General features: G+C 65.4%; 19 protein-coding genes. 8 read left to right on the top strand and 11 right to left on the bottom strand.

Annotated features, from left to right (window positions below):
* The first annotated feature begins 54 nt into the window (after window positions 1–54).
* Both OEW28_RS01090 and OEW28_RS01085 read left to right on the top strand, forming a co-directional pair.
* A complete protein-coding gene (locus tag OEW28_RS01090; RefSeq protein WP_263732887.1) occupies window positions 55–831 on the top strand; it encodes a glycosyltransferase family 25 protein in 777 nt (258 codons plus the stop codon).
* A complete protein-coding gene (locus OEW28_RS01085) occupies window positions 828–1,529 on the top strand; it encodes a hypothetical protein (RefSeq protein ID WP_263732886.1) in 702 nt (233 codons plus the stop codon). The genes OEW28_RS01090 and OEW28_RS01085 overlap by 4 nt, the downstream gene beginning before the upstream one ends.
* Window positions 1,530–1,566: 37 nt before the next feature.
* Here the strand turns inward: OEW28_RS01085 and OEW28_RS01080 are convergent, their stop codons facing one another.
* Window positions 1,567–2,916, bottom strand: coding sequence for a TldD/PmbA family protein (locus OEW28_RS01080; RefSeq protein ID WP_263732884.1), 1,350 nt, complete (start codon window positions 2,914–2,916; stop codon window positions 1,567–1,569).
* A gap of 104 nt (window positions 2,917–3,020) precedes the next feature.
* Window positions 3,021–4,505, bottom strand: a complete 1,485-nt coding sequence (locus OEW28_RS01075) for a DUF2125 domain-containing protein (RefSeq protein WP_263732883.1) — start codon at window positions 4,503–4,505, stop codon at window positions 3,021–3,023.
* A 138-nt stretch (window positions 4,506–4,643) separates the two neighbouring features.
* Here OEW28_RS01075 and OEW28_RS01070 point away from each other — a divergent pair, with 138 nt between their 5' ends.
* Window positions 4,644–5,258, top strand: a complete 615-nt coding sequence (locus OEW28_RS01070; RefSeq protein ID WP_263732882.1) for an enoyl-CoA hydratase/isomerase family protein — start codon at window positions 4,644–4,646, stop codon at window positions 5,256–5,258.
* An 8-nt stretch (window positions 5,259–5,266) separates the two neighbouring features.
* On the opposite strand, the gene OEW28_RS01065 is transcribed toward OEW28_RS01070, so the two are convergent.
* Window positions 5,267–5,569, bottom strand: coding sequence for an HNH endonuclease (locus OEW28_RS01065; protein WP_263732881.1), 303 nt, complete (start codon window positions 5,567–5,569; stop codon window positions 5,267–5,269).
* Window positions 5,570–5,661: 92 nt separating this feature from the next.
* Between OEW28_RS01065 and OEW28_RS01060 the strand changes: the two genes are divergently transcribed.
* The gene (locus OEW28_RS01060; protein ID WP_263734337.1) at window positions 5,662–6,822 is read left to right on the top strand and encodes an FAD-dependent monooxygenase; all 1,161 of its coding nucleotides are present in this window, start codon (window positions 5,662–5,664) and stop codon (window positions 6,820–6,822) included.
* Here OEW28_RS01060 and OEW28_RS01055 read toward each other — a convergent pair.
* Window positions 6,819–7,268 (bottom strand): GAF domain-containing protein, encoded by a 450-nt coding sequence (locus OEW28_RS01055; protein WP_263732880.1) that lies wholly within the window; start codon window positions 7,266–7,268, stop codon window positions 6,819–6,821. The genes OEW28_RS01060 and OEW28_RS01055 overlap by 4 nt on opposite strands.
* A gap of 105 nt (window positions 7,269–7,373) precedes the next feature.
* Between OEW28_RS01055 and OEW28_RS01050 the strand changes: the two genes are divergently transcribed.
* The gene (locus OEW28_RS01050) at window positions 7,374–8,837 is read left to right on the top strand and encodes an amidase (RefSeq protein WP_263732879.1); all 1,464 of its coding nucleotides are present in this window, start codon (window positions 7,374–7,376) and stop codon (window positions 8,835–8,837) included.
* A gap of 1 nt (window position 8,838) precedes the next feature.
* Here the strand turns inward: OEW28_RS01050 and OEW28_RS01045 are convergent, their stop codons facing one another.
* From OEW28_RS01045 to OEW28_RS01025, 5 genes are all read right to left on the bottom strand, one after another.
* A complete protein-coding gene (locus OEW28_RS01045; protein ID WP_263732878.1) occupies window positions 8,839–9,426 on the bottom strand; it encodes a glutathione S-transferase family protein in 588 nt (195 codons plus the stop codon).
* Window positions 9,427–9,514: 88 nt separating this feature from the next.
* Entirely contained in the window at window positions 9,515–10,540 is a 1,026-nt protein-coding gene (locus OEW28_RS01040; protein WP_263732877.1) for a DNA polymerase III subunit delta, read from the bottom strand.
* Window positions 10,537–11,034, bottom strand: coding sequence for an LPS assembly lipoprotein LptE (gene lptE, locus OEW28_RS01035; RefSeq protein ID WP_263732876.1), 498 nt, complete (start codon window positions 11,032–11,034; stop codon window positions 10,537–10,539). Before lptE ends, OEW28_RS01040 begins: the two co-directional genes overlap by 4 nt.
* Window positions 11,021–13,576 carry a leucine--tRNA ligase gene (gene leuS / locus OEW28_RS01030; RefSeq protein WP_263732875.1) on the bottom strand — a complete coding sequence of 852 codons (2,556 nt, stop codon included), beginning with the start codon at window positions 13,574–13,576 and terminating at the stop codon, window positions 11,021–11,023. The genes lptE and leuS overlap by 14 nt, the downstream gene beginning before the upstream one ends.
* Before the next feature lie 100 nt (window positions 13,577–13,676).
* The gene (locus OEW28_RS01025; protein ID WP_263732874.1) at window positions 13,677–14,222 is read right to left on the bottom strand and encodes a DUF3576 domain-containing protein; all 546 of its coding nucleotides are present in this window, start codon (window positions 14,220–14,222) and stop codon (window positions 13,677–13,679) included.
* A 255-nt stretch (window positions 14,223–14,477) separates the two neighbouring features.
* On the opposite strand from OEW28_RS01025, the gene OEW28_RS01020 reads away from it, so the two are divergent.
* From OEW28_RS01020 to OEW28_RS01010, 3 genes are all read left to right on the top strand, one after another.
* Window positions 14,478–15,386, top strand: coding sequence for a porin (locus OEW28_RS01020; protein ID WP_263732873.1), 909 nt, complete (start codon window positions 14,478–14,480; stop codon window positions 15,384–15,386).
* A gap of 140 nt (window positions 15,387–15,526) precedes the next feature.
* Complete coding sequence (locus OEW28_RS01015; protein WP_263732872.1) at window positions 15,527–17,692, top strand: tetratricopeptide repeat-containing sulfotransferase family protein; 2,166 nt, start codon at window positions 15,527–15,529, stop codon at window positions 17,690–17,692.
* Entirely contained in the window at window positions 17,679–18,332 is a 654-nt protein-coding gene (locus OEW28_RS01010; RefSeq protein ID WP_263732871.1) for a YggS family pyridoxal phosphate-dependent enzyme, read from the top strand. Before OEW28_RS01015 ends, OEW28_RS01010 begins: the two co-directional genes overlap by 14 nt.
* Here OEW28_RS01010 and OEW28_RS01005 read toward each other — a convergent pair.
* Both OEW28_RS01005 and ribA read right to left on the bottom strand, forming a co-directional pair.
* Complete coding sequence (locus OEW28_RS01005; RefSeq protein ID WP_263732870.1) at window positions 18,323–18,838, bottom strand: L,D-transpeptidase family protein; 516 nt, start codon at window positions 18,836–18,838, stop codon at window positions 18,323–18,325. The genes OEW28_RS01010 and OEW28_RS01005 overlap by 10 nt on opposite strands.
* Complete coding sequence (gene ribA / locus OEW28_RS01000) at window positions 18,835–19,923, bottom strand: GTP cyclohydrolase II (RefSeq protein ID WP_263732869.1); 1,089 nt, start codon at window positions 19,921–19,923, stop codon at window positions 18,835–18,837. Before ribA ends, OEW28_RS01005 begins: the two co-directional genes overlap by 4 nt.
* Between the last annotated feature and the right edge of the window lie 39 nt (window positions 19,924–19,962).

The raw sequence follows: 19,962 nt of genomic DNA, 5'->3' as shown, positions 1-19,962 counted from the left end.
TATGCCCGGGGTAAGCTCCGGGCATATTTCTTTTGACACAGCCGGATGGAAGCGATGCGCCACCGGACTTATGTCATCAACCTGGACGGATCAGACGCGCGGATGCAGGCAACGCGTGTCCAGTTGGAGTCCGCCGGCATTTCGTTTGAGCGCGTTTCGGCCTTTGATGGCCGTCATGTCAATCCGGATGAATTTCCCGAGTGCGACCCAGAGGCAGCAAAGTCCTACATGGGGCGCCCGTTGCGCGGTGGCGAGGTGGGTTGCTACCTGAGCCATCTGGACTGCGTGCGGCGATTTCTGCAGTCCGATGCTCAAACCGCGATGGTTCTGGAGGATGACATCACGATTGTACCCGGCGCGAAAGTCGTTCTGGATCAGGCGCTGGCGTGGCTTGAAACCTCCGGGGAGCCGTGGTGGCTGATCAACGTCGGTGCCGCGAAGCGCAAGATCTACACCCCCCTCGCGCAGTTTGCCGCCGGGGGTCGCAGCCATGAACTCGCCAAGGCGCACTACTTTCCGATGACGACCAACGGGCTTGTCTGGTCTCGTGCCGGGGCAGAGGCGTTTCTGCGCGCTCATTCCCGAATCTTTGCGCCGATCGACAACTATTTTCGCCACTGGCTGACGCGCAAGGGCCATGGTCTGAGCCTTTATCCGCCCATCGTTCCACCCTCCGGTACACAGAGCGAGATCGACGAAGGCGGCCGGGCGCGCAAACTCGACGACAGGGTGCCATTCTATGGTTTGCGAAAGCAGCGGAGGCTTTGGCAGGACAAGATGATCGCGATCGCCGACAAGTTCGGCTTGATCGGAGAAAAGGGCGTGAAATGACGGACCTTCAACCACCCGTTCACAGCTTCTATCGCTCGAACATCTCAGACAGGATGTTGCGTGCGCAAAGCGCGGTGTTCGATCATCTGGGCATTTCGCTGAACCAATGCCTGGATGACACGATCTCGCACTCCGATTGGCTGAACGGCGTATTTGAGGGCGCGGCGGCCGATGACATCGTGGTGGTGGCCGATATCGACGCCTTTCCGTTGCGCCGCGATGCGTTCGATCAGCTTGTGGATGCAGCCCGCGACGGCGCGGTTGCCGGGCTGGCCCAGGTGGCTAATCACAAGGATCCCGACAAGATCTACGCGGGTCCCATGTTCATGGCCGTTCGGGCGTCGGTCTGGCGTAACTTGGGCCGACCATCCATGCACCGCAGCGAAACGGCAGATGTGGCACAAGGCCTGACGGACGCCGCTCTGGCCGCCGGCCACCCCATCCACCTGGTTTATCCGCGGTTCGCGATCCAGCCCAAGTGGCCGCTTGCCGGGCGCGGCGTCTTCGGGATCGGCACCTTTTACGGCGAGCTTGAATTCTTCCACCTGTTCCAGTCACGGCTGGACGCCTCTCTTCGGTTGTTCGAGGCGGTCGCGCGGGACACGGTCGCCGGGCGCTTCGACTTTGCCGAGTATATCGAGATCATGAGTTCGCAAGCCGCGCCGCAAAAACGCAAGCGCCGCTTCGGACTGTTCTGACGTTTCGGCGGGCGAAGGATCGCCGGCACCCTCGGCCTCACTCCCCCGCCAGCATCAGCCCTTCGACCAGCAGGCTTGGTACGACGTAGGACAGGTGCCCGCGCGCGTCGTTTGCCGGCGTGATCCGCCGCATCATGTCGCGCAGGTTGCCGGCCAGCGTGCATTCGTTGACCGGGTAGGCGATCTGCCCGCCCTCGATCCAGAACCCCGATGCGCCGCGCGAATAGTCGCCCGTCGTGGGATTGATGGAGGCTCCGATCAGGGAAGTCACCAGCAGCCCGGTTCCCATTTCGGCCAATAGCTCATCCAGGGATCTTTCTCCCTGCGTCAGGGCGATGTTGCTGACGCCTGGCGCGGGCGCGGATCCCGGGCCGCGGACGGCGGATGCGGTCGAACTCTGACCCAGCTTTCGCGCTGTCCCAAGGTCGAGCGTCCAGCCCGTCAGCACACCCTTGTCGACAATGGCGCGGCGGCGCGGAGCCAGCCCTTCCCCGTCAAAAGGGCGGGAGGCGGAAATGCGCGGACGCGCCGGATCCTCGATGATCGAAAGCCCGCTTGGCAGGATTTCATCCCCCATCGCGTCCCTGAGCCATGACGCCCCGCGAACGATCGCGCTGCCGTTGATCGCCGCCAGGACATGGCCTACCAGCCCCGAGGCGACGCGTTCGTCGTAGATCACGGGATAGGCGCCGGTCTTCGGCTTGCGGGCGCCCGACCGGGCGACAGCCCGTTCCCCCGCCAGGCGTCCGATCCCCGCGGCGTCTGGCAGATCAGCCTGGAAGGTTCTGCTTTCGGCCGCCCAGTCGCGTTCCATCTTCAGGCCCGTGCCCGAGATCGCGACCGCCGAAATCGCGCGCGACGTGCGCGCGTAGCCGCCCGAAAAGCCATTGGTGGCGGCAAGATGGATGCGCCGCCGGCTATAGCTGGCCGAGGCGGAATCGGCCTGTGTCACGCCTGCGACGGCAAGTGCGGCGGCTTCGGCGCGGCGGGCGTCGTCTTGCAGGGCCTCGGGGCTTGGATCCGGCGTTTCGTCGCAAAGCTCAAGCGCGCCCAGGTCCCAGTCGCGCGCAAGATCCGCGGGATCGGCAAGACCAAGCGTCGCGTCCTCGGGCGCCTCGCGCGCCATCGCGACCGCGCGCTCGGCCATGTCGGCAATGGTGCGCGGCGAAAGGTCAGAGGCAGACACGACCGCCTGGCGCTTGCCGATCAGCACGCGCAGCCCGATCTCGACCCCTTCCGCGCGCTCTGCCTGTTCAAGCTTGCCGCCGCGGACGTCGACGGACACCGCCGTTCCGTCCACCGCCATGGCGTCGGCGGCGTCTGCGCCCGATTTCTTGGCCGCTTCCAGAAGACGATGGGTCAGGGTTTCAAGGCTTGGTGCAGTCATGGATCTTCCGCCGTGGTTTTCAGCGCAGGTAAGGCTTCGCGGGGTCGCGCGCAAGGAAAGGCCGCCCGGAAGATTTCGGGCGGCCAAGATCGCGCGTCAGGCCATCACTGGATCTGCTGGCCGTTGGCAAAGATGCGCCCGTCTTCCTTGAACTCGATCTTCGAGGCCAGCGCATCCTCGCCATCCGGGACCGCGAAAAGACCAAGCATCATCTGGGCGCCCATCATCTGGTCCTGGGGCATGAGGCCCATGGCTACCAGCTTCTGCATGAGCGCGTTGGCGCCCACCAGCCGCAGGTCGACCGACCCATCGGGTACTGGCACCGGGCCGGTGTTGTCGATCGTGGCGGAACCCGAACCGGTCAGCTCGGCGCCGACAGCGCTGAGCCTGAGTTCGTTGATGGTGACGGCGCTGACTTCGCCCGGCGGTTGGTCCGCGATACTCTGGGCCTGGGCAGGATCGAAGACGTCGATGCCCAGCTTGCCGTTGCCTGCGACGTCGATGATCAACGTGGCCGGGTCGCGCGGCAATTGCTGCGTGGGGTCGAACATGCCCCACAGAGCGTCCGACACTTCCAGGTCGATGAGTTTCAGGACAAGGCCGAAGGGCTGTGGCTCATCGCTTTTCTCGACCGGCATGGCCAGGTCGAACGCGGACTGACCGACGCTGAAGTCCATCGGCACCGGGAATTCGGCCAACTGCATCTGCATCGACATCGGGCCGCTGTCCCCGCCGTAGTTCAGCCCGTCGCTCGACATGGCGAAGCGAAGGGTGCCTGCGCCGCCGCTGAAGCTGACGTTGCCGGCCTCGGGGCCTTCGATCACGGATTGCCCCTCGCCGCTGGTGTAGCCGTAGGAACCGGCCAGCCGCAGCCCGGCCTTCAGCGCCTCTGCGAGGTTCTGCATGTCGACGCCTTCGGGCAAGAAGAACTCACCCGTGCCGCTCAGGCCCTGCGTCGAACCGGTGAAGGTGAACGCGCTGCTGTTCGCAGCGTCCTTGCCGGAAACCTGGTAGCTGACGGACGCGGCGTCGAAGCTGGAGGTTCCGGACTGACCGCCGTCCGTCAGGACGTGATAGGAGCCGCTTGCGTCCGCCATGTCGACCGACAGGTTCAGTGGCGTGTTTTGGGTGCCGTCCTGCGCCTCCATGTTCAACGAGAACATGGGCGCGGAATAGTCATAGGTCACGTCGTCCGCGCTTCCAGATGCGATCAGGGACATGCCGGTTTGCGAGATCGTGCCGTTCATCTGCACGGCGTCGCCGCCCTCGGGGGCGCCCGAGGCGCCGAAGGGGATCGACGGCGACATCGTGACCTCGACCCGGCCGTCGCCCATGTCGCGCAACCGCACCTCGTCGATGGTGACATTGGCGGACATGCCGGCGTTTTCCTGCGCGATGGACACGCCCGACACGACCAGGGTATCGCCCTGCCGCTCGCTCGCCGCGGTCGTGACCGTCTGCCCGAACCCCTGGCCAAGGTCGATCCAGCCCTGCCAGACCTCCTCCGGTGTGATGTCAGCCCAGGCCGCTGTTGTGCACCAAAGGGCGGCAAGCAGGGTTGAGGACCCAAGTCCCGTTGAACGTCTCATCCGAATGTCCTTTTGGTATGAACTCGTTTCCGTCAGCATCCCGCCAGGACGCAGAGAGTCAATAGTACGCGCCATATCTGGACAGTTTTAGGCTCGGGCGGTTACGAAGTCTGGGAATGAAGCGAAAAAGGCGGACGCATGATCGGGCTGGATGTGACGGACGGGCTTTGGACGATCACGATCGACCGGCCCGACAAGGCCAATTCGCTAACCGGCGCCATGCTGGAAGACCTGGCCGGGATCGCGGCGCGCGCTGGCGACGAAGGCGCCCGCGCCCTGGTCCTGACGGGCCGCGGCAGGGTCTTTTCCGCGGGTGCCGACCTGGACGAAGCGCGGGCCGGCCTTGCGACGAACGCGGTGTGGGAACGCCTGTCCGCGACGATCGCGGCGCTTCCCTGCCTGACCATCGCGGCCTTGAACGGAACGCTTGCCGGCGGTGCCTTCGGCATGGTGCTTGCCTGCGACCTGCGCGTGGCGGTGCCCGAGGCCAGATTCTTCTATCCCGTGATGAAGCTTGGCTTTCTGCCGCAGCCTTCCGATCCGGGGCGGCTTGCGCGCCTTGTCGGGCCGGCGCGGGCGAAGATGATCCTGATGTCGGGCGTCAAGGCAACGGCGGCCGAGGCGCTGGCCTGGGGACTTGTCGACCGGATCGTTGCGGCCGACGAACTGGCCGCCGCGTCAAGGGACCTGGCCGCCGATGCCCTCGGTGCGAGCGCGGCACATGTCGCCGCGATCAAGGCCATGATCGCCTGACGATCCGGCTAGCGCCTGCGCGGGCCGGGCGTGCGCGAGCGGAAGGACGGCGGACGGCGCGCGACCCAGTCGATGAACTTCGCAAGCCGCGGGTGGGATCGCAGGGACTCGATCGTTGCGAAGTTGCGGGCCAATTGGGTTTCGCTGAGCGTCGCGTGAATTTCCCGATGGCAGATGTGGTGCAAAAGCACGACCGGCCCGCCCTTGCCGCCGCGCATTTTCGGCACGAGGTGGTGCTGGCTCTGCGGTACATCCGGGGGGATGGGCCGTCCGCAAAGCGGGCAGATCGGGTCTTGCTGCGTTTCGGGCACCTCTCCTCCCTTGCCCTCGGGCGCGGTCCTTGCGACAGGATGAGCGGGTGTTTGGGCCAGGACAAGGGGCGGCGGTGTCGAAAAGCGAACGGATCGACGCGCTGGTGATCGGCGCGGGCCCCGCGGGGCTGATGGCGGCCGAGGCACTGGCGCGTGCCGGCCGTCGCGTGGTGGTGGCCGAGGCCAAGCCCAGCCCCGCGCGCAAGTTCCTGATGGCGGGCAAGTCCGGGCTGAACCTGACCAAGGATGAGTCCGCCGCGGATTTCGTCCGGCATTTCAGCGCGCCTTGGCTGGCGCCGATGCTTGCCGATTTCGGCCCTGAACAGGTGATGGACTGGGCGCGGGGGCTTGGACAGGAGGTCTTTGCCGGATCCTCGGGGCGGGTGTTTCCCGTTTCCATGAAAGGGTCTCCGCTGTTGCGGGACTGGCTGGCGCGGCTCTCGTCGCTGGGGGTGGAGCTTCGCAGAAACTGGCGCTGGCAGGGGTTTCAGGGCGATGCGTTCGACTTCCGGACGCCCGCGGGCCCGGTGCTTGCCACGGCCCAGAACGTCGTGCTGGCACTTGGCGGCGCAAGCTGGCCAAGGCTGGGATCCGATGCGGCCTGGGTGCCGTGGCTCGCGGAAAAGGGCGTCGGCATTGCACCGTTCCGTCCCGCGAACATGGGCCTTTCGGTCCTGTGGTCGGCCCATATGGCGCAGCACTTCGGATCGCCGGTCAAGGGTGTCTGTCTGCAGGCGGGCGGCCTGCGTGAACGGGGGGAATTCGTGATATCCGCCCGCGGGCTTGAGGGTGGCGGAGTTTATGCGGTCTCGGCCGCGGTGCGCGACGGCGCGGACCTGACGATCAACCTGCTGCCCGATCTTGATCCGGACAATGTCGTTTTCCGGCTGGCCCGCGCCAAGGGCAAGGACAGCGTGGCCAACCGGCTGCGAAAATCTCTGGGACTGGATGCGGCCAAGATCGCCCTTGTCATGGAGTGGGGGCGGCCGCTGCCCGAGGGCGCGGCGCTGGCGGCACTGGTGAAGGCCCTGCCGGTGCGCCACGCCGGTCCGCGCCCGATCGACGAGGCGATATCCTCGGCCGGCGGCATCCGGCATGACAGCCTGACCGACGGTCTTGGGCTGAAGGCCATGCCGGGCGTTTTCGCCTGCGGCGAGATGCTGGATTGGGAGGCGCCGACAGGGGGCTACCTGCTGACCGGCTGCCTTGCGACGGGTCTTTGGGCCGGACGCCATGCCGCGCGCCGGCGCTAAGGCGCGCCCAGGTCGATCGCGGCGATCCGTGCCAGAAGCGCCGGCTGGTGCCGGGCCACAAGCGCCTCGTAGGCCCTGACCCGATCGGGGGTGAAGTGGCCCTCCACCTCAAAGATGTTGACGGTTCCGATCACATCCCCGTTGCCGTCGAGGACCGGTATGTTCAGCGCCGAATGGCAGCCCAACGCGTTGATCTGCGCATGATCGGGAAACAGGGGCGCGAATTCGGCCGTCGTATTGGCCACGAAGCTTTGCCTGCCGTCGACCACATGGCGCGTCCAGGCGTCGTCGCCCATCGGCTTGGTGCCGGTCACGGGATAGTCTCTGGGATGAGAGCTATAGGCCCGGCGAAAAAGCCGCGCGGTTGGATCGTGCACCGTCAGTGTGAATAGCCGCGCGCCAAGGGGCGCACATTCCGCGTGAAGCCTGGCGAAGGCGTCGGTCATGCCGCTTCCCCCTGATCAGATCGATACGAGCGTAGACGAGCAGCCGCACGTTGATCTAGCGTCATGTGCATTCAACCGCGGACTGATGCGATCAGGGGGGCGATCATGCGCGATGAGGACCAGGGCCACAGACCGGCGAACCTGCCGGATGACGCTCTTTGCTACATGCCCGCGACCGAGGCGCTGTCGCGCTTCCGCGACCGATCGCTTTCGCCTGTCGAGTTGATGCACGCCGTCATCGCCAGAGCCGAGGCGACCGAGCCGCGGATCAACGCGATCACCTACCGCCACTTCGACGAAGCGATGGATCAGGCCCGCAAGGCCGAAGCGCGATATGCCAGGGGTGGGCGCGTCAGGCCCCTTGAAGGGCTGCCCGTCGCGATCAAGGACGAAAGCTATATCAAGGGCAGGCCCACGTCGAACGGATCGCTGATCCTGAAGGACCATGTGGCGGATCATACGTCTCCGGTAAACGAACGCATCCTGCGGGCGGGCGCGATCGTCCATGCACGGACGGCGACGCCCGAGTTTTCCTGCGCGGGTTATTGCTGGTCACGGCTCTGGGGTGTGACACGCAACCCCTGGAACCCCGATTTTACCCCCGGCGGGTCGTCCGGAGGGTCGGGCGCCGTGCTGGCGGCGGGGTCGGCCATGCTCGCGACCGGGTCCGACATCGGCGGCTCGATCCGCATACCGGCCTCGATCACCGGGACCGTCGGATACAAGCCGCCCTATGGCCGCAACCCGGAAGAGCCGCCGTTCAACCTTGACTTCTACTGCCACAACGGCCCGATGGCCCGAACGGTGCGCGATGCGATCCTGTTGCAGAACGTCATGGCCGGTCCCCACCCGCAGGACATCGCAAGTCTTCGTCCGCGCCTGCGTCTGCCGATGGAGATGAGACCGATCAAGGGCTGGAAGATCGCCTTTTCAATGGACCTGGGCCTGTTCGAGGTCGACCAAGAGGTCCGGCGGAACACCCTTGCCGCGCTCGATGTCTTCCGCAGCCTTGGCGCGATTGTGGAAGAGGTCGACCTGAACTGGCCGCCCGACGCGCTTGAAGCGGGGCTGACCTACTTGCGCCATATCTTCGGCGCCTTCCTGGGGCAGCTTCTGGATGACCATGCCGCGGACCTGACCGATTATGCCCGCGCGTTCGCGGAAGCCGGGGTGAAGTCCAAGGCCACCGACTTCGTGCGCAGCCTTGAGACCGCGGGGCGGATGTACGCCACGCTTGGGCCGATCCTTGAGCGCTACGACCTGTTGATCTGTCCGACGACGGCACTGCCCGCGGTTCCCGCCAGCTACAACCAGTGCGGCGGCGGCGTGACGATCAACGGCAAGGATGTGGACCCGATGCTGGGCTGGGTCATGACGACGCCATTTAACACCCTAAGCCGGTGTCCGGTCCTCTCGGTTCCCTCGGGCCGGGCTTCCAGCGGGGTTCCGACGGGGATCCAGCTTGTGGGCCGGACCTATTGCGACGCGGATGTTTTCCGCGCGGGTCTTGCTTACGAGGCGGCGGTGGGCGGCTGGTTCGGCGGGGCGGCCGCGCGTCCCGCGCTTTAGGTCAGCGCGCCATGGCCCTTTTGAAGGCGGGTCTTTGGCGCATACGCTCAAGGTAGGCCGACAGCTTGTGGTCGACGATCGGGAACCGGGCGGACAACGCCCAGTTTCCACAGTGGGTCAGGATGATGTCGGGCACCGTCATCCCTGCCCCCATCAGGAACGGGCCTTCGCCCATGCGGTGCATCAGCGTCTTCTGGCTGCGCTCGAACTCCCATTTCAGCGAATCCTTGATCGCGCTCTGGCGCAATTCCTCGGGCAGGACGAAGCTGTGGCGCGCAGCCATCCAGAGGGCCGCATCGAATTCATCCAGCAGGAACTGCGTCAGGCTGTCCTGTCGCGCGCGGTCGAGCGTTCCGGCGGCATAGGTGAAGCGACCGTGCTTGTCGGCCAGATACTGGATGATTGCCGTGGAATCGGTGATCGGAGTGCCGTCCTCGATCAGGACCGGGATCTTGCCCGCAGGATTGAACTCGACCACGCCGTCGGATCTGGGTGTCGCGGCGACGTGTTCGAAAGGCACTTCCAGTTCTTCCAGCATCCAAAGAACCCGCGCGGCGCGGCTCTTTGAGGTTCCGATGACGGTATACATGGCATCCCCATTTTTCGGCATATGGAGCCACGCATGGATACGGCGCGCAAGGGCGTTCGCAAGCAAGGCCGTTCGAAAAGATCAGGGCCTACCTGGCGCGCCCAAGCATGGCCAGCCGCAGCAGCGCCCGCTCCATCACCGCCATCGCGGGCGCGCGCGACGAAGAGCGGAGCGTCAGGTCGGTGTCGGTCAGGATTGCCAGCGCCTGTTCCAGCCTGCGCAGGCCCCACGCCTGCGCCTGCCGCTGCATCGCGTCACGATGCTTGTAGATGACGGGCGGGCGCGCTCTTGCGATCCCCGCGGCCGCGCCGCCGGGATCGGCCGCGGCCATGTGCAATACCCGGAAGTGGCGCGTGGCGGCGATGCAAAGCGAGACGGGCGTGACGCCCTGCCCCGAAAGCCGCTGCACCAGGCTTCCGATACGATCCGGACGGGCATCTGCTGTCGCGTGCAGAAGGTCGTCCAGCCCGGCCTCGATCGTGGCGGGTGCGCACAGCTCCACCTCTGCCGGGGTCAGGGGCGAGGGATCGCCATGCTTGTAAAGCGCAACCTTTTCAACGGTCTGGCGGAAATCGCCGGGATCCAGATCGCGGGCCAGACCGACCAGTTCCACCATCGCATCCCGGCTGACGTCGGCAAGACCAGCCCGCGCCAGCGTCGCCTCGATCTCTTCCCGGCTTGGCGGGTCGTCGTAGATGCCGATCGCGTAGGCGTTCTGATGCTTTTCGAACAGCGCGCGCAGCGCGGACTTCGCTGTCAGCGACCCCGCCGTCACGACGACCGCGGCGTCGCCCTCGCGCCAGTCCGACAGCGCCGCGGTGATCACCGGTGCAAGCCCGTCGGCCGCGTCTTCGACCAATGCCACGCGTGGACCCGGAAAGAACCCCTGCGCCTTGATCGCGTCCGACAGAAGCGCGTGGTCCTTGCGAAGGTCGGCCGCGGCGATGCGGGTCAGGCGCATTTCCGCTTCGCCTGCGGGTCCGATAAGCGCGGCCACGACCTCTTGTCGCCTGAGCGCCACGCGCATCGCGTCCGATCCGAAGACAAGGAGCCCGGCTCGATCGGGTTCGGGTCGCGCGAAATACCGCGCCGCCGCCGCCCCGGTCAGCTTCACGCAGCCCCCCATTCGGCCGAGGTGGCCAGAAGCCGGGTCACGATCTGGTCGGCCAGAAGCCGCATCAGCCGCTGATACGCATCGGCCCGCGCCGATTCGGTCGAAACCGCCGTCCCGGTCGCCGAAAAGGCGGTGAAGGTGGAAACCTTGCCGGCCGTCAGTTCGCCGCCGGTGGCCTTGTCGCGCAGCACGAAGGTGACCGTGCCGTTGATGTTGTAGCGCGTCGTCGTGTCGTCCGGCGTGATCCCGAGCCCGGTCTCCGAGGTCTCGATCCGGTAGCCAAGGCTGTAGGTGGGCGTCTTGGTGCGGCCAAGCCGTTCCTCCAGCCGCTCGACCAGGTCAAACCCGTTTCGGTCCAGCGGCGCCTCGACAGTCACGCTGTCAAGAAGCCCTGCTGCGGCACCGCCCGGAGCATAGGCAGGGCGGAATCCGCAGGCCCCGAGCGGAAGCGCGGCAAGAAGACACAGGAACTGGCGGCGGTCAGACGACGACATTGACGATGCGCCCCGGGACGACGATCAGCTTCTTCACCGGCTGGCCGGCAAGGAACTTGATCACAGATTCGTCCGCCAGCGCAATCTTTTCAACCTCTGCCGGCGGCATGTCCTTGGGAACGGTGATTTCCGCGCGGCGCTTGCCGTTGATCTGGATCGGCAGCGTCACCGAATCCTCGACCAGCATCGCGGGATCGGCCTTGGGCCAGGGCGCGCCGGCGACAAGACCCGACCCGCCCAGCATCGACCAGATGTCCTCGGACAGGTGGGGTACCATAGGTGACATGAGTTGCGCCATGGTCAACATCGCAGTTCTTTTTGCCGCTGCCGACGCGTCCGATTTCGCAAAGGTGTTTGTGAATTCGTAAAGTTTCGCAACGGCCTTGTTGAAGGCGAAGCCTTCGATTCCGGTCGTGACCTCGGCAATTGTCTTATGCATGGCGCGCAACAGATCGGTATCGTGGGCAGGATTCCCCTCGCCGCGCGTCGTGACTTCGTGGGCCAGCCGCCAGACCCGCGACAGGTGCTTGTGCGTCGCCTCGGCGCCGGACGCGGTCCACTCGACATCGCGTTCGGGCGGGCTGTCGGACATCACGAACCAGCGCGCGGTGTCCGCGCCGTAGCGCGTTATGATGTCCATCGGGTCGACGACGTTCTTCTTCGACTTCGACATCTTGATCGAGGGGCCGACCTCGACCGGCGTTCCATCCTTCAGGCGCGCGCCGGTTTCGTCCCGGATCACGTCTTCGGGCAATTGCCAGACGGGGCGGCCGTCCGCGCCCCGGGTCGCGTAGGTTTCGTGCGTGACCATCCCTTGGGTGAAAAGCGCGTTGAACGGCTCGATCGCCTTGGCGGGCAGATGGCCGCAGATGTGCATCGCGCGGGCGAAGAACCGGGAATAGAGCAGGTGCAGGATCGCATGCTCGATCCCGCCGATATACTGGTCGACATTCATCCAGTAGTCGACATCAGCCGCATCCGTCGGCGTCGCGGCACGAGGGGATGTGAAGCGCGCGTAGTACCAGGAGGAATCGACGAAGGTGTCCATCGTGTCGGTTTCGCGCCGCGCGGCCTTGCCGCAGGACGGGCAGGCACAATCGCGCCATGTGGGGTGGCGGTCCAGCGGATTTCCCGGAACGTCGAAGCTGACGTCATCGGGCAGGCGGACGGGCAGGTTTTCCTTCTTTTCCGCCACCACGCCGCAGTCGGCACAGTGGACAACCGGGATCGGACAGCCCCAGTAGCGCTGGCGCGAGATGCCCCAGTCGCGCAGGCGGTAGTTGGTGACGCCCTTGCCGTAGCCGTTCGCCTCGGCGTGGTCGATGGCGGCGTTCACCGCCTCGTCCCCGGTCTGCACGCCCTCTCCGGCGAAGCCGCGGACATAGCGGACGCGTTCCGACTTCATCGGTACGAAGGCCTCGGCAAGCGCTGCCTCCTGCGCATCCTCGGCAACGAAGACCGGAGGAATCGGAAGCCCGTATTTCGTGGCGAAGTCGAAGTCGCGCTGATCGTGCGCGGGGCAGCCGAAGATCGCGCCGGTGCCGTAGTCCATCAGGATGAAGTTGGCGATGTAGACCGGCAGTTCCCACGACGAATCCAGTGGATGGCGAACCCGGATGCCGGTGTCCCAGCCCTTCTTCTCGGCCTTTTCAAGGGCCTCTTCCGAGGTGCCGATGCGGCGGCATTCGGCCACGAACTCCGCCACCTTCGGGTCTGTCGCCTCAAGCGCCTTTGCCAGCGGATGATCCGGGCTGATCGCCGCGAAGGACGCGCCCATCAGAGTGTCGGGGCGGGTCGTGTAGACCTCAAGCCGGTCGAATCCCTCGGGCGCGCCGACGGTGTCGAAGGCGAACTGAAGCCCGCGCGACTTGCCGATCCAGTTTGCCTGCATCAGCCGCACCTTTTCAGGCCAGTCCTTCAGCCCGTCCAGGGCCTCAAGCAGCTCGCCCGCGAAGTCCGAGATGCGGAAGAACCACTGCGTCAGCTCGCGCCGTTCGACCACCGCGCCGGACCGCCAGCCCTTGCCGTCGATCACCTGTTCGTTGGCAAGGACCGTCATGTCGACCGGGTCCCAGTTCACCACCGCGTTCTTGCGGTAGACCAGCCCTTTGTCCATGAAGTCGATGAACATCGACTGTTGCTGGCCATAGTATTCCGGGTCGCAGGTCGCGAACTCGCGGCTCCAGTCGATCGACAGGCCAAGCGGCTTCATCTGGTCGCGCATGACCGCGATGTTGCCGTAGGTCCATTCCTTGGGATGACCGCCCTTTTCCATGGCGGCGTTTTCGGCCGGCATTCCGAAAGCGTCCCAGCCCATCGGATGCAGGACCGAAAACCCGCACGACGACTTGTAGCGCGCGACCACGTCGCCCATCGTGTAGTTGCGCACGTGGCCCATGTGGATGCGTCCCGACGGATAGGGGAACATCTCAAGCACGTAGTACTTCGGCTTCGCCTCGTCGCGCCGTGCGGTAAAGACGCCGGCCTCGTCCCAGGCCTGCCGCCAACGGGCTTCGGTGGTTGCGGGATCGTAGCGCGACATGGGACCTTCCTTATGCGACTGCCGCGCGTGGTTATACCCGGCGCGAGGCGAAGGTCCAGTGATTACCGGGGATCGGGCGTCTGTCGGCGCCCGGAACCGCTTAAAGATCGAGGTCGCGGATTCGCAGCTGCCGGGCGCGGGTCATGATCGCGTCCTCGACCGCGCGGGCGACTTCGGGCGACACCGGAGCGCCGCCGCGCGTGACAAGCGCGATCTTGAGCGAGCGGGCGTCAAGCGCGGGATCCTGCACATAGATCGTCGCGCGATAGGCGCGGCCGCCGCCCGGAGGCGTGCCGTAACCCGTGACGATCACGCCGGTGAAGGGGTCGACGGATTCGACGGGCAGGAAGTTCAGAACCTCAAGCGAGGCGCGCCACAGGTACTTGTTCACCCGCACGGTCACGTTCGGGTCGTCTTTCTGGCCGAAAAGGTCCCAGATCCTGCTGCGGTTCGTTTCGGGCTCAAGCGCCGCAAGCGCTGCGCGCTGTTCATCCGCGCGCGCACGCTGATCCAGGACTTCCTGGTCGGTGGTCGGTCCGCGCCGGCTGAACCAGCCGCTGTCGCCGCTACCGATTCCCCCGCATGCCGCCAGGGATACAAGGCAGCCGCCCAGAATCGATTTGCGCACCATGCTCCGGATCGTCATTCCGCCGCCCTCGTCTGCCGTTCACCGCTGTCTATCCGAGCGACCGCGCGCGAACAAGGCTTTTCGGCCAAGGGTGTTAGGGGTGGCGCGGGCTCCGCGCCACGGCACTGTGGCAACTCTGCACCATGACGCCCGATCTTCCCGGACAGCGGGCCGTTTCCGTTGCAATACGAACGGCATGAGGGGAAATAGACGCATACCCAATTCGGATTCCCCTGAGTTGGGCCTACCTTTGACACAACGAGGGAAAACGAAATGAAAAAGGTTCTTCTCGCTTCCACCGCGCTTTTCGCCTTTGCTGGCGCCGCGGCTGCGGAAGTCTCGCTCTCGGGCTACGCCGAAATCGGTGTGTTCGGTGGCGACGACGTGGACACCCAGTTCCACAATGACATCGTCATCAACGTGAACATGTCCGGCTCGACCGACAACGGTCTGGAATTCGGCGCCAAGGTGCAGTTCGACGACACCAACGGCAGCTCGAACATCAACGGCTGGCCGCGCTACGACGACGAAGCCGTCTGGGTTTCGGGTTCGTTCGGCAAAGTGACCCTGGGTGAAACCGACGGCGCCTACGACTGGGCCCTCTCGGAAATCTACATGGGCACCTCGCTGTTCGACGACCACTCGACCCACGCTGGCGCCTACTGGTTCACCGGCGCTGACGGCTGGTACGACAACCAAGTCATGCGCTACGAGTACTCCTTCGGCGACTTCGCGGCCGGCATCTCGGCTGAGATGGACGACACCGGCACCGGCGACACCATCATGGCGATCGGTGTGAAGTGGTCGGGCAACATGGGCGGCGTGGACCTGGGCGTCGGCCTCGGCTACCAGTCGGCCAACAGCATGGACGCGGTCGGTCTGAGCCTTTCGGCAGCGATGGCGAACGGCGTGAACGTGACCGCCGGCTACGCTGACGACGAATTCTGGGGCGGCGAATGGTGGGGCCTCGGCGTTGGCTACACCGCTGGCGCTCTGCTCGTCCAGGCGAACTACGGCGAGTGGGACTACGGCGACAGCGGCTGGGGCCTCGTTGCCAACTACGACCTCGGCGGCGGCGCGGTGGCCATGTTCGGCTACGGCTCGTCCAGCAGCGGTTCGGGCGGCTCGTTCAACGGCAACGGCGACGACACCTGGTCGGCCGGTCTGGGTCTCTCGTTCTAATCGGAACGAAAGCTCTACAAGGGAAGCGGGCCTTCGGGCCCGCTTTTCTTTTTGCCCTGCCGGCTTCGGTCTGGCTGAATCTCGACAATCCCCGTGGGCGCCGATATGGTCCCGCCGGATCAAGAAAACCGGGACGGACGATGGCACCGCTGACAGGCGCACAGATCAAGACGGCTTACGCCGAGGCGATGAAGCTTTATGCGAAGAAGGACGTCGACGCGGCGCTGTCACGGTTGAAGTGGCTTGAAAAGGCCCGCCCAGACCTGCCGGAACCGCCCTACCAGATCGGGCGCATCCTGACAGAGCGGTTTCACACCAACCTGGCGATGCCCTATCTGGAAAAAGCGGCCCAGCTGAAGCCCGCAGAGCCCGCCATCTGGATGGCCTGGGCCGAAGCCGTGGCCGTGGGCGCCGGACCGGACGAGGAACGAAGCTTCCTTGCCGCGCTGAAGAAGGCCCCGGTCCCGGTCAACGCGAAACTGCTGATCCAGAACCGTTTCGGGCCGCTCAGAAAGGCGTCCCATCCCGCGACCGGAGGCGCGGCAAAAACCGACCTGCAGCGCGCAATCGTAGTGCTGGGACGGGGCGATCCCAAGGGCGCGGAAATGATGGCGGGCCGGATCGTGGCGCGGCATCCCAATTCGGCCGCCGGGTTCAGTATCCTTGCGACGGCGCAGGCCACGCTGGGCAATCAATCCGCCGCGCAGCGCAATTACCTGCACGCGATCCGGATCGACCCGAACTATGCCGAGGCGCATGACCACCTGGGACGGCTGTTCATGGGCATGAACCGACAGGACGAGGCACTGCGCCATTTCGCCCGCGCGCTTGCCATCGCGCCTGGGCTGCAATCGGCGCTTATGAACCTGTCCAACGCGCTCATTCAGACCGGAAACCCCGCAGCGGCGCTGCCGCTTCTGACGCGGGTCCTTGCAGAGCAGCCGGACGACGCATTTGCGCTGAGGACCTTGGGCAACGCGCACACCCGCCTTCGCAACTATGCCCAGGCCGAAACCGTCCTGCTGCGGGCGCTGGAGCTGACCGAGGACCCCGAAGCGCGCACGATCGCACTTCTTGCGCAGGCGCAGACACGCCAGGGCAAGGACGATGAGGCGGCTGAAAACTTTGAGCGCGCCCTTGCCATCGATTCCGATGAGCCCGTGGCCGTCGTCGGCAAGGCCGTGCTGCTGCAGACGCTTGGCCGGTTCGACGAGGCACAGGAACTGTTCCGCAAGGGGTTCGAACTGGACCCCCTGAACGGCGACACCTACCGGCAGTTCATGGCGTCCCACAAGGCCCAGCCCGGCGATCCGCTCATCGACAAGATCAAGCAGCATTACCAGGACGACCGTCTGGACGATCTGAACCGCATGAACATGGGCTACGCCCTGGCCAAGGCGATGGAGGATACGAAAGAGGACGAAAGCGTCTTCCGCTATCTCGACGAAGCCAACGCGCTGATGAAAAAGGCCTTCGCCTACGACATCTCCATGCGCCTGCGCGAGGTGGAAAGCACGAAGATCGCCATGAACGACGTCGACTGGCGCGCGCGCAGGATCGAAGGCGCAAGCGCATGTGCGCCGATATTCGTGACGGGTCTGCCGCGGTCGGGCACGACGCTGGTCGAACAGATCATCTCAAGCCATTCGCAAGTCGAAGGCGGGGGCGAGTTGGGCGAGCTGACAAAGCGGGCGCAGCAACTGATCATCCGCAAGGAAGGAATCGAGCATGTCAAGGACATGACCGATGCCACGATCGCGGCCTTGGGCAAGAACTTCGAAGAGTTTCTGGCCCCGCGCTTCCCCGGTGCGCCACATGTCACCGACAAGTCGATCCAAAGCTACATGTACATCGGCCTGTTCAAGCTGGCGCTTCCGAATTCGCGGATGATCGTTGTACGCCGCGATCCGCGCGACAACCTTTACTCGATGTACAAGAACCGCTTCCCGGAGGGTACGCACCTTTATACCTACGACCAGCGCGACCTGGTCACGTTCTACGGAACGTTCCTCGAGATGCTGGACTTCTGGCGTGAACGGGTCCCGGAATGGTTCTACGAAGTCCATTACGAGGATCTCGTTTCCAACCCCGAGGAAGAGACGCGCAAGCTGATCGCTGCCTGTGGACTGGAGTGGGAGGACGCTTGCCTGAATTTCCACGAAAACAAGCGCAAGGTGGAGACCCTTTCGGTTTTCCAGGTCCGGCAGCCGATCACCAAGGCCTCGGTCCAGGGGTGGAAGCGCTACGAAAAGGATCTCAAACCCATGCTCGATGCGCTGCGCGAGGGCGGGTATGTCACTGACTGAGATCACCGCGCGCATCGCCGCGGCTGAAAGGGCGGCGGGGCGTCAGGCAGGGTCGGTGACCCTGATCGCCGTGTCCAAGGTTCAGCCCATCGAGCGTGTGGAAGCGGTGCTTGAGGCCGGACACCGCGTGTTCGGCGAAAACTACGTGCAGGAAGCCGCCGGCAAGTGGCCTGATCTGCGTGACCGCTTCGGGCCGGTCGCGCTTCACATGATCGGCCCTCTGCAGACGAACAAGGCGAAGGTCGCGGTCGATCTTTTCGACGCGATCCACACCCTGGATCGGCCGTCGCTGGCTGAAAAGCTTGCTCGGTTGGCCGAGGCGCGCGGAAGCTGTCCGGAGCTTTTCGTTCAGGTCAACACAGGCGAAGAGCCGCAGAAGGCAGGCGTCCTTCCCCATGATGCCGACGGGTTCATCCGCGACTGCCGTGCCCTTGGCCTGCCGCTTTCGGGGCTCATGTGCATCCCGCCAGAGGGCGAGGACAGTCGACCGCATTTCGCCAAGCTGGCGGATTTGGCAAAGCGAAACGGCCTGACGGGCCTGTCCATGGGCATGAGCGGCGATTTCGAAGCCGCGATCGCTGCGGGCGCGACGCATGTGCGCGTGGGATCTGCCATATTCGGTGCCCGCGACTACGGCTGACGCCGGACCACCACCCGAGTTCCCGGCGCAGCGTTCCGGGCCACGAACAGAAGATCGCGGCGGGAAAGCGCCAGGCAGCCCGCTGTCGGGAAGCCCGGCCTGCGCCATTGGTGGATGAAGATCGCCGAACCCCGGCCCGGCTGCGCATCCGGCCAGTTCCAGTCCAACGGCAGGATCAGGTCATAAAGCGGATCCGCCCGCCTGAGCCTTTCCTGGCTCTTGCCAAAGGGCTTGCGCACCAGATGGTTGTAGTCGGGATGTTCCGGCGCGTCGCACCAGCGATCCTCAAGCCGGATCGGGATGGCCCACGGCGGAAGTCTGTCCACGGGGATCCTGTCGGGCCGGTACAAAAGCCCAAGCGTCCGGTGAACTCCGACCGGCGTTGCGCCGTCACCCTCGCGCTTGTCGCTGCGGATGCCGCCTCGCCCCCAGGTCACTGGAAGAATGCGCCCCAAGAACCGCAGCCCGGTCGGCGTCAAGACAAGTTCGCTCGTCGTGGCGATCACAGCAGATGCCCGGATTTCTTTGCCTTGGTCGCAAGGTAGGCGTCGTTGTGCTGCGTCCGACCCACGTTCAGGGGCACGCGTTCGGTGACCTTGATCCCCATCGCCTCCATCATCCGGATCTTCGCCGGATTGTTGGTCAGGAGCCGGACCGACGAAAAGCCCATGGCCTTCAGCAGCCCCGCGCCCAGCCGGAAGTCGCGCTCGTCATCCTCGAAGCCCAGGCGGTGGTTGGCCTCGACCGTGTCGAAGCCCTGATCCTGAAGCGAATAGGCCCGCATCTTGTTGGCCAGCCCGATCCCGCGCCCCTCCTGGTTGAGGTAAAGCAGAACGCCCGCGCCTTCCTGCCCCATTTGCTGAAGGGCGGCGTTCAGCTGCGGGCCGCAATCGCACTTCAGGCTGCCCAGCAGGTCGCCCGTAAAGCAGGCGGAATGAAGCCGCGCCAGGACCGGCTTGTCGCGGGACGGTTGCCCGATCTCGATGACATAGTGTTCTTCACCGCCGTCCTCGGGGCGGAACACGTGCAGGCGGCCCGCCTCGGCCGCGCGCATCGGCACACGCGCCGCGATCACCGGATGCAGCATGGCGGCGCGCGATACCTCGGGCGCGACGATGTCGAGATCCAGAAAGGTCAGCCCTTCGCGGTCGCCGATATCGCGCCCGTTCGCGACGGTCACGACAACGGCCGCGGGCAGAAGATGCGCGGATTTGGCAAGCTGGATCGCGAACCTGTGCAGGGCCGCATCTCCGCTGCGTTCGCTGTGCAGCGGTCCCTTCATCGGCGCACGAAGATCGTCTGCGGGATCGGCCACGCCGCGGATCCACTCGAGCCCTACATCATCGGGAACCGTGACGCGGGCGATATCGCCGTCGTAGGCCCGCGCCTTGAGCGTTTCGGCCCGCCGCACCGTGATCGCCAGTGTCACATCTCCGAGCGCGCGCAAGGCCTGAAGCCTCGGGGCGCCAAGCGCCTCGGCCGCGACGACAACGGCGAACCGGCCCGCCGCGCCCAGCACGACGGGAACGCCCATCCGCAGGTCGGCGCGGGCGCGGTTCAGCTGTTCAAGGGGTGTCAGGCCAAGTGGCATGTGTCGTCCGATATCACGCCCCCTAGATAATGGCGAGCG

The sequence above is a fragment of the Albidovulum marisflavi genome (assembly GCF_025751435.1).
Taxonomy (GTDB): domain Bacteria; phylum Pseudomonadota; class Alphaproteobacteria; order Rhodobacterales; family Rhodobacteraceae; genus Albidovulum; species Albidovulum marisflavi.
The sequence above is the reverse complement of the archived record's forward strand: the minus strand, read 5'-3'. Positions and strand labels throughout refer to the sequence as shown.

Excerpts from the sequence above, each read along its gene's own strand:
- OEW28_RS01090 (WP_263732887.1), top strand. The coding sequence starts at position 55 with ATGCGCCACCGGACTTATGTCATCAACCTGGACGGATCAGACGCGCGG.
- OEW28_RS01085 (WP_263732886.1), top strand. The coding sequence starts at position 828 with ATGACGGACCTTCAACCACCCGTTCACAGCTTCTATCGCTCGAACATC.
- OEW28_RS01080 (WP_263732884.1), bottom strand. The coding sequence starts at position 2,916 with ATGACTGCACCAAGCCTTGAAACCCTGACCCATCGTCTTCTGGAAGCG.
- OEW28_RS01075 (WP_263732883.1), bottom strand. The coding sequence starts at position 4,505 with ATGAGACGTTCAACGGGACTTGGGTCCTCAACCCTGCTTGCCGCCCTT.
- OEW28_RS01070 (WP_263732882.1), top strand. The coding sequence starts at position 4,644 with ATGATCGGGCTGGATGTGACGGACGGGCTTTGGACGATCACGATCGAC.
- OEW28_RS01055 (WP_263732880.1), bottom strand. The coding sequence starts at position 7,268 with ATGACCGACGCCTTCGCCAGGCTTCACGCGGAATGTGCGCCCCTTGGC.
- OEW28_RS01050 (WP_263732879.1), top strand. The coding sequence starts at position 7,374 with ATGCGCGATGAGGACCAGGGCCACAGACCGGCGAACCTGCCGGATGAC.
- OEW28_RS01045 (WP_263732878.1), bottom strand. The coding sequence starts at position 9,426 with ATGTATACCGTCATCGGAACCTCAAAGAGCCGCGCCGCGCGGGTTCTT.
- lptE (WP_263732876.1), bottom strand. The coding sequence starts at position 11,034 with ATGTCGTCGTCTGACCGCCGCCAGTTCCTGTGTCTTCTTGCCGCGCTT.
- leuS (WP_263732875.1), bottom strand. The coding sequence starts at position 13,576 with ATGTCGCGCTACGATCCCGCAACCACCGAAGCCCGTTGGCGGCAGGCC.
- OEW28_RS01025 (WP_263732874.1), bottom strand. The coding sequence starts at position 14,222 with ATGACGATCCGGAGCATGGTGCGCAAATCGATTCTGGGCGGCTGCCTT.
- OEW28_RS01020 (WP_263732873.1), top strand. The coding sequence starts at position 14,478 with ATGAAAAAGGTTCTTCTCGCTTCCACCGCGCTTTTCGCCTTTGCTGGC.
- OEW28_RS01015 (WP_263732872.1), top strand. The coding sequence starts at position 15,527 with ATGGCACCGCTGACAGGCGCACAGATCAAGACGGCTTACGCCGAGGCG.
- OEW28_RS01010 (WP_263732871.1), top strand. The coding sequence starts at position 17,679 with ATGTCACTGACTGAGATCACCGCGCGCATCGCCGCGGCTGAAAGGGCG.
- ribA (WP_263732869.1), bottom strand. The coding sequence starts at position 19,923 with ATGCCACTTGGCCTGACACCCCTTGAACAGCTGAACCGCGCCCGCGCC.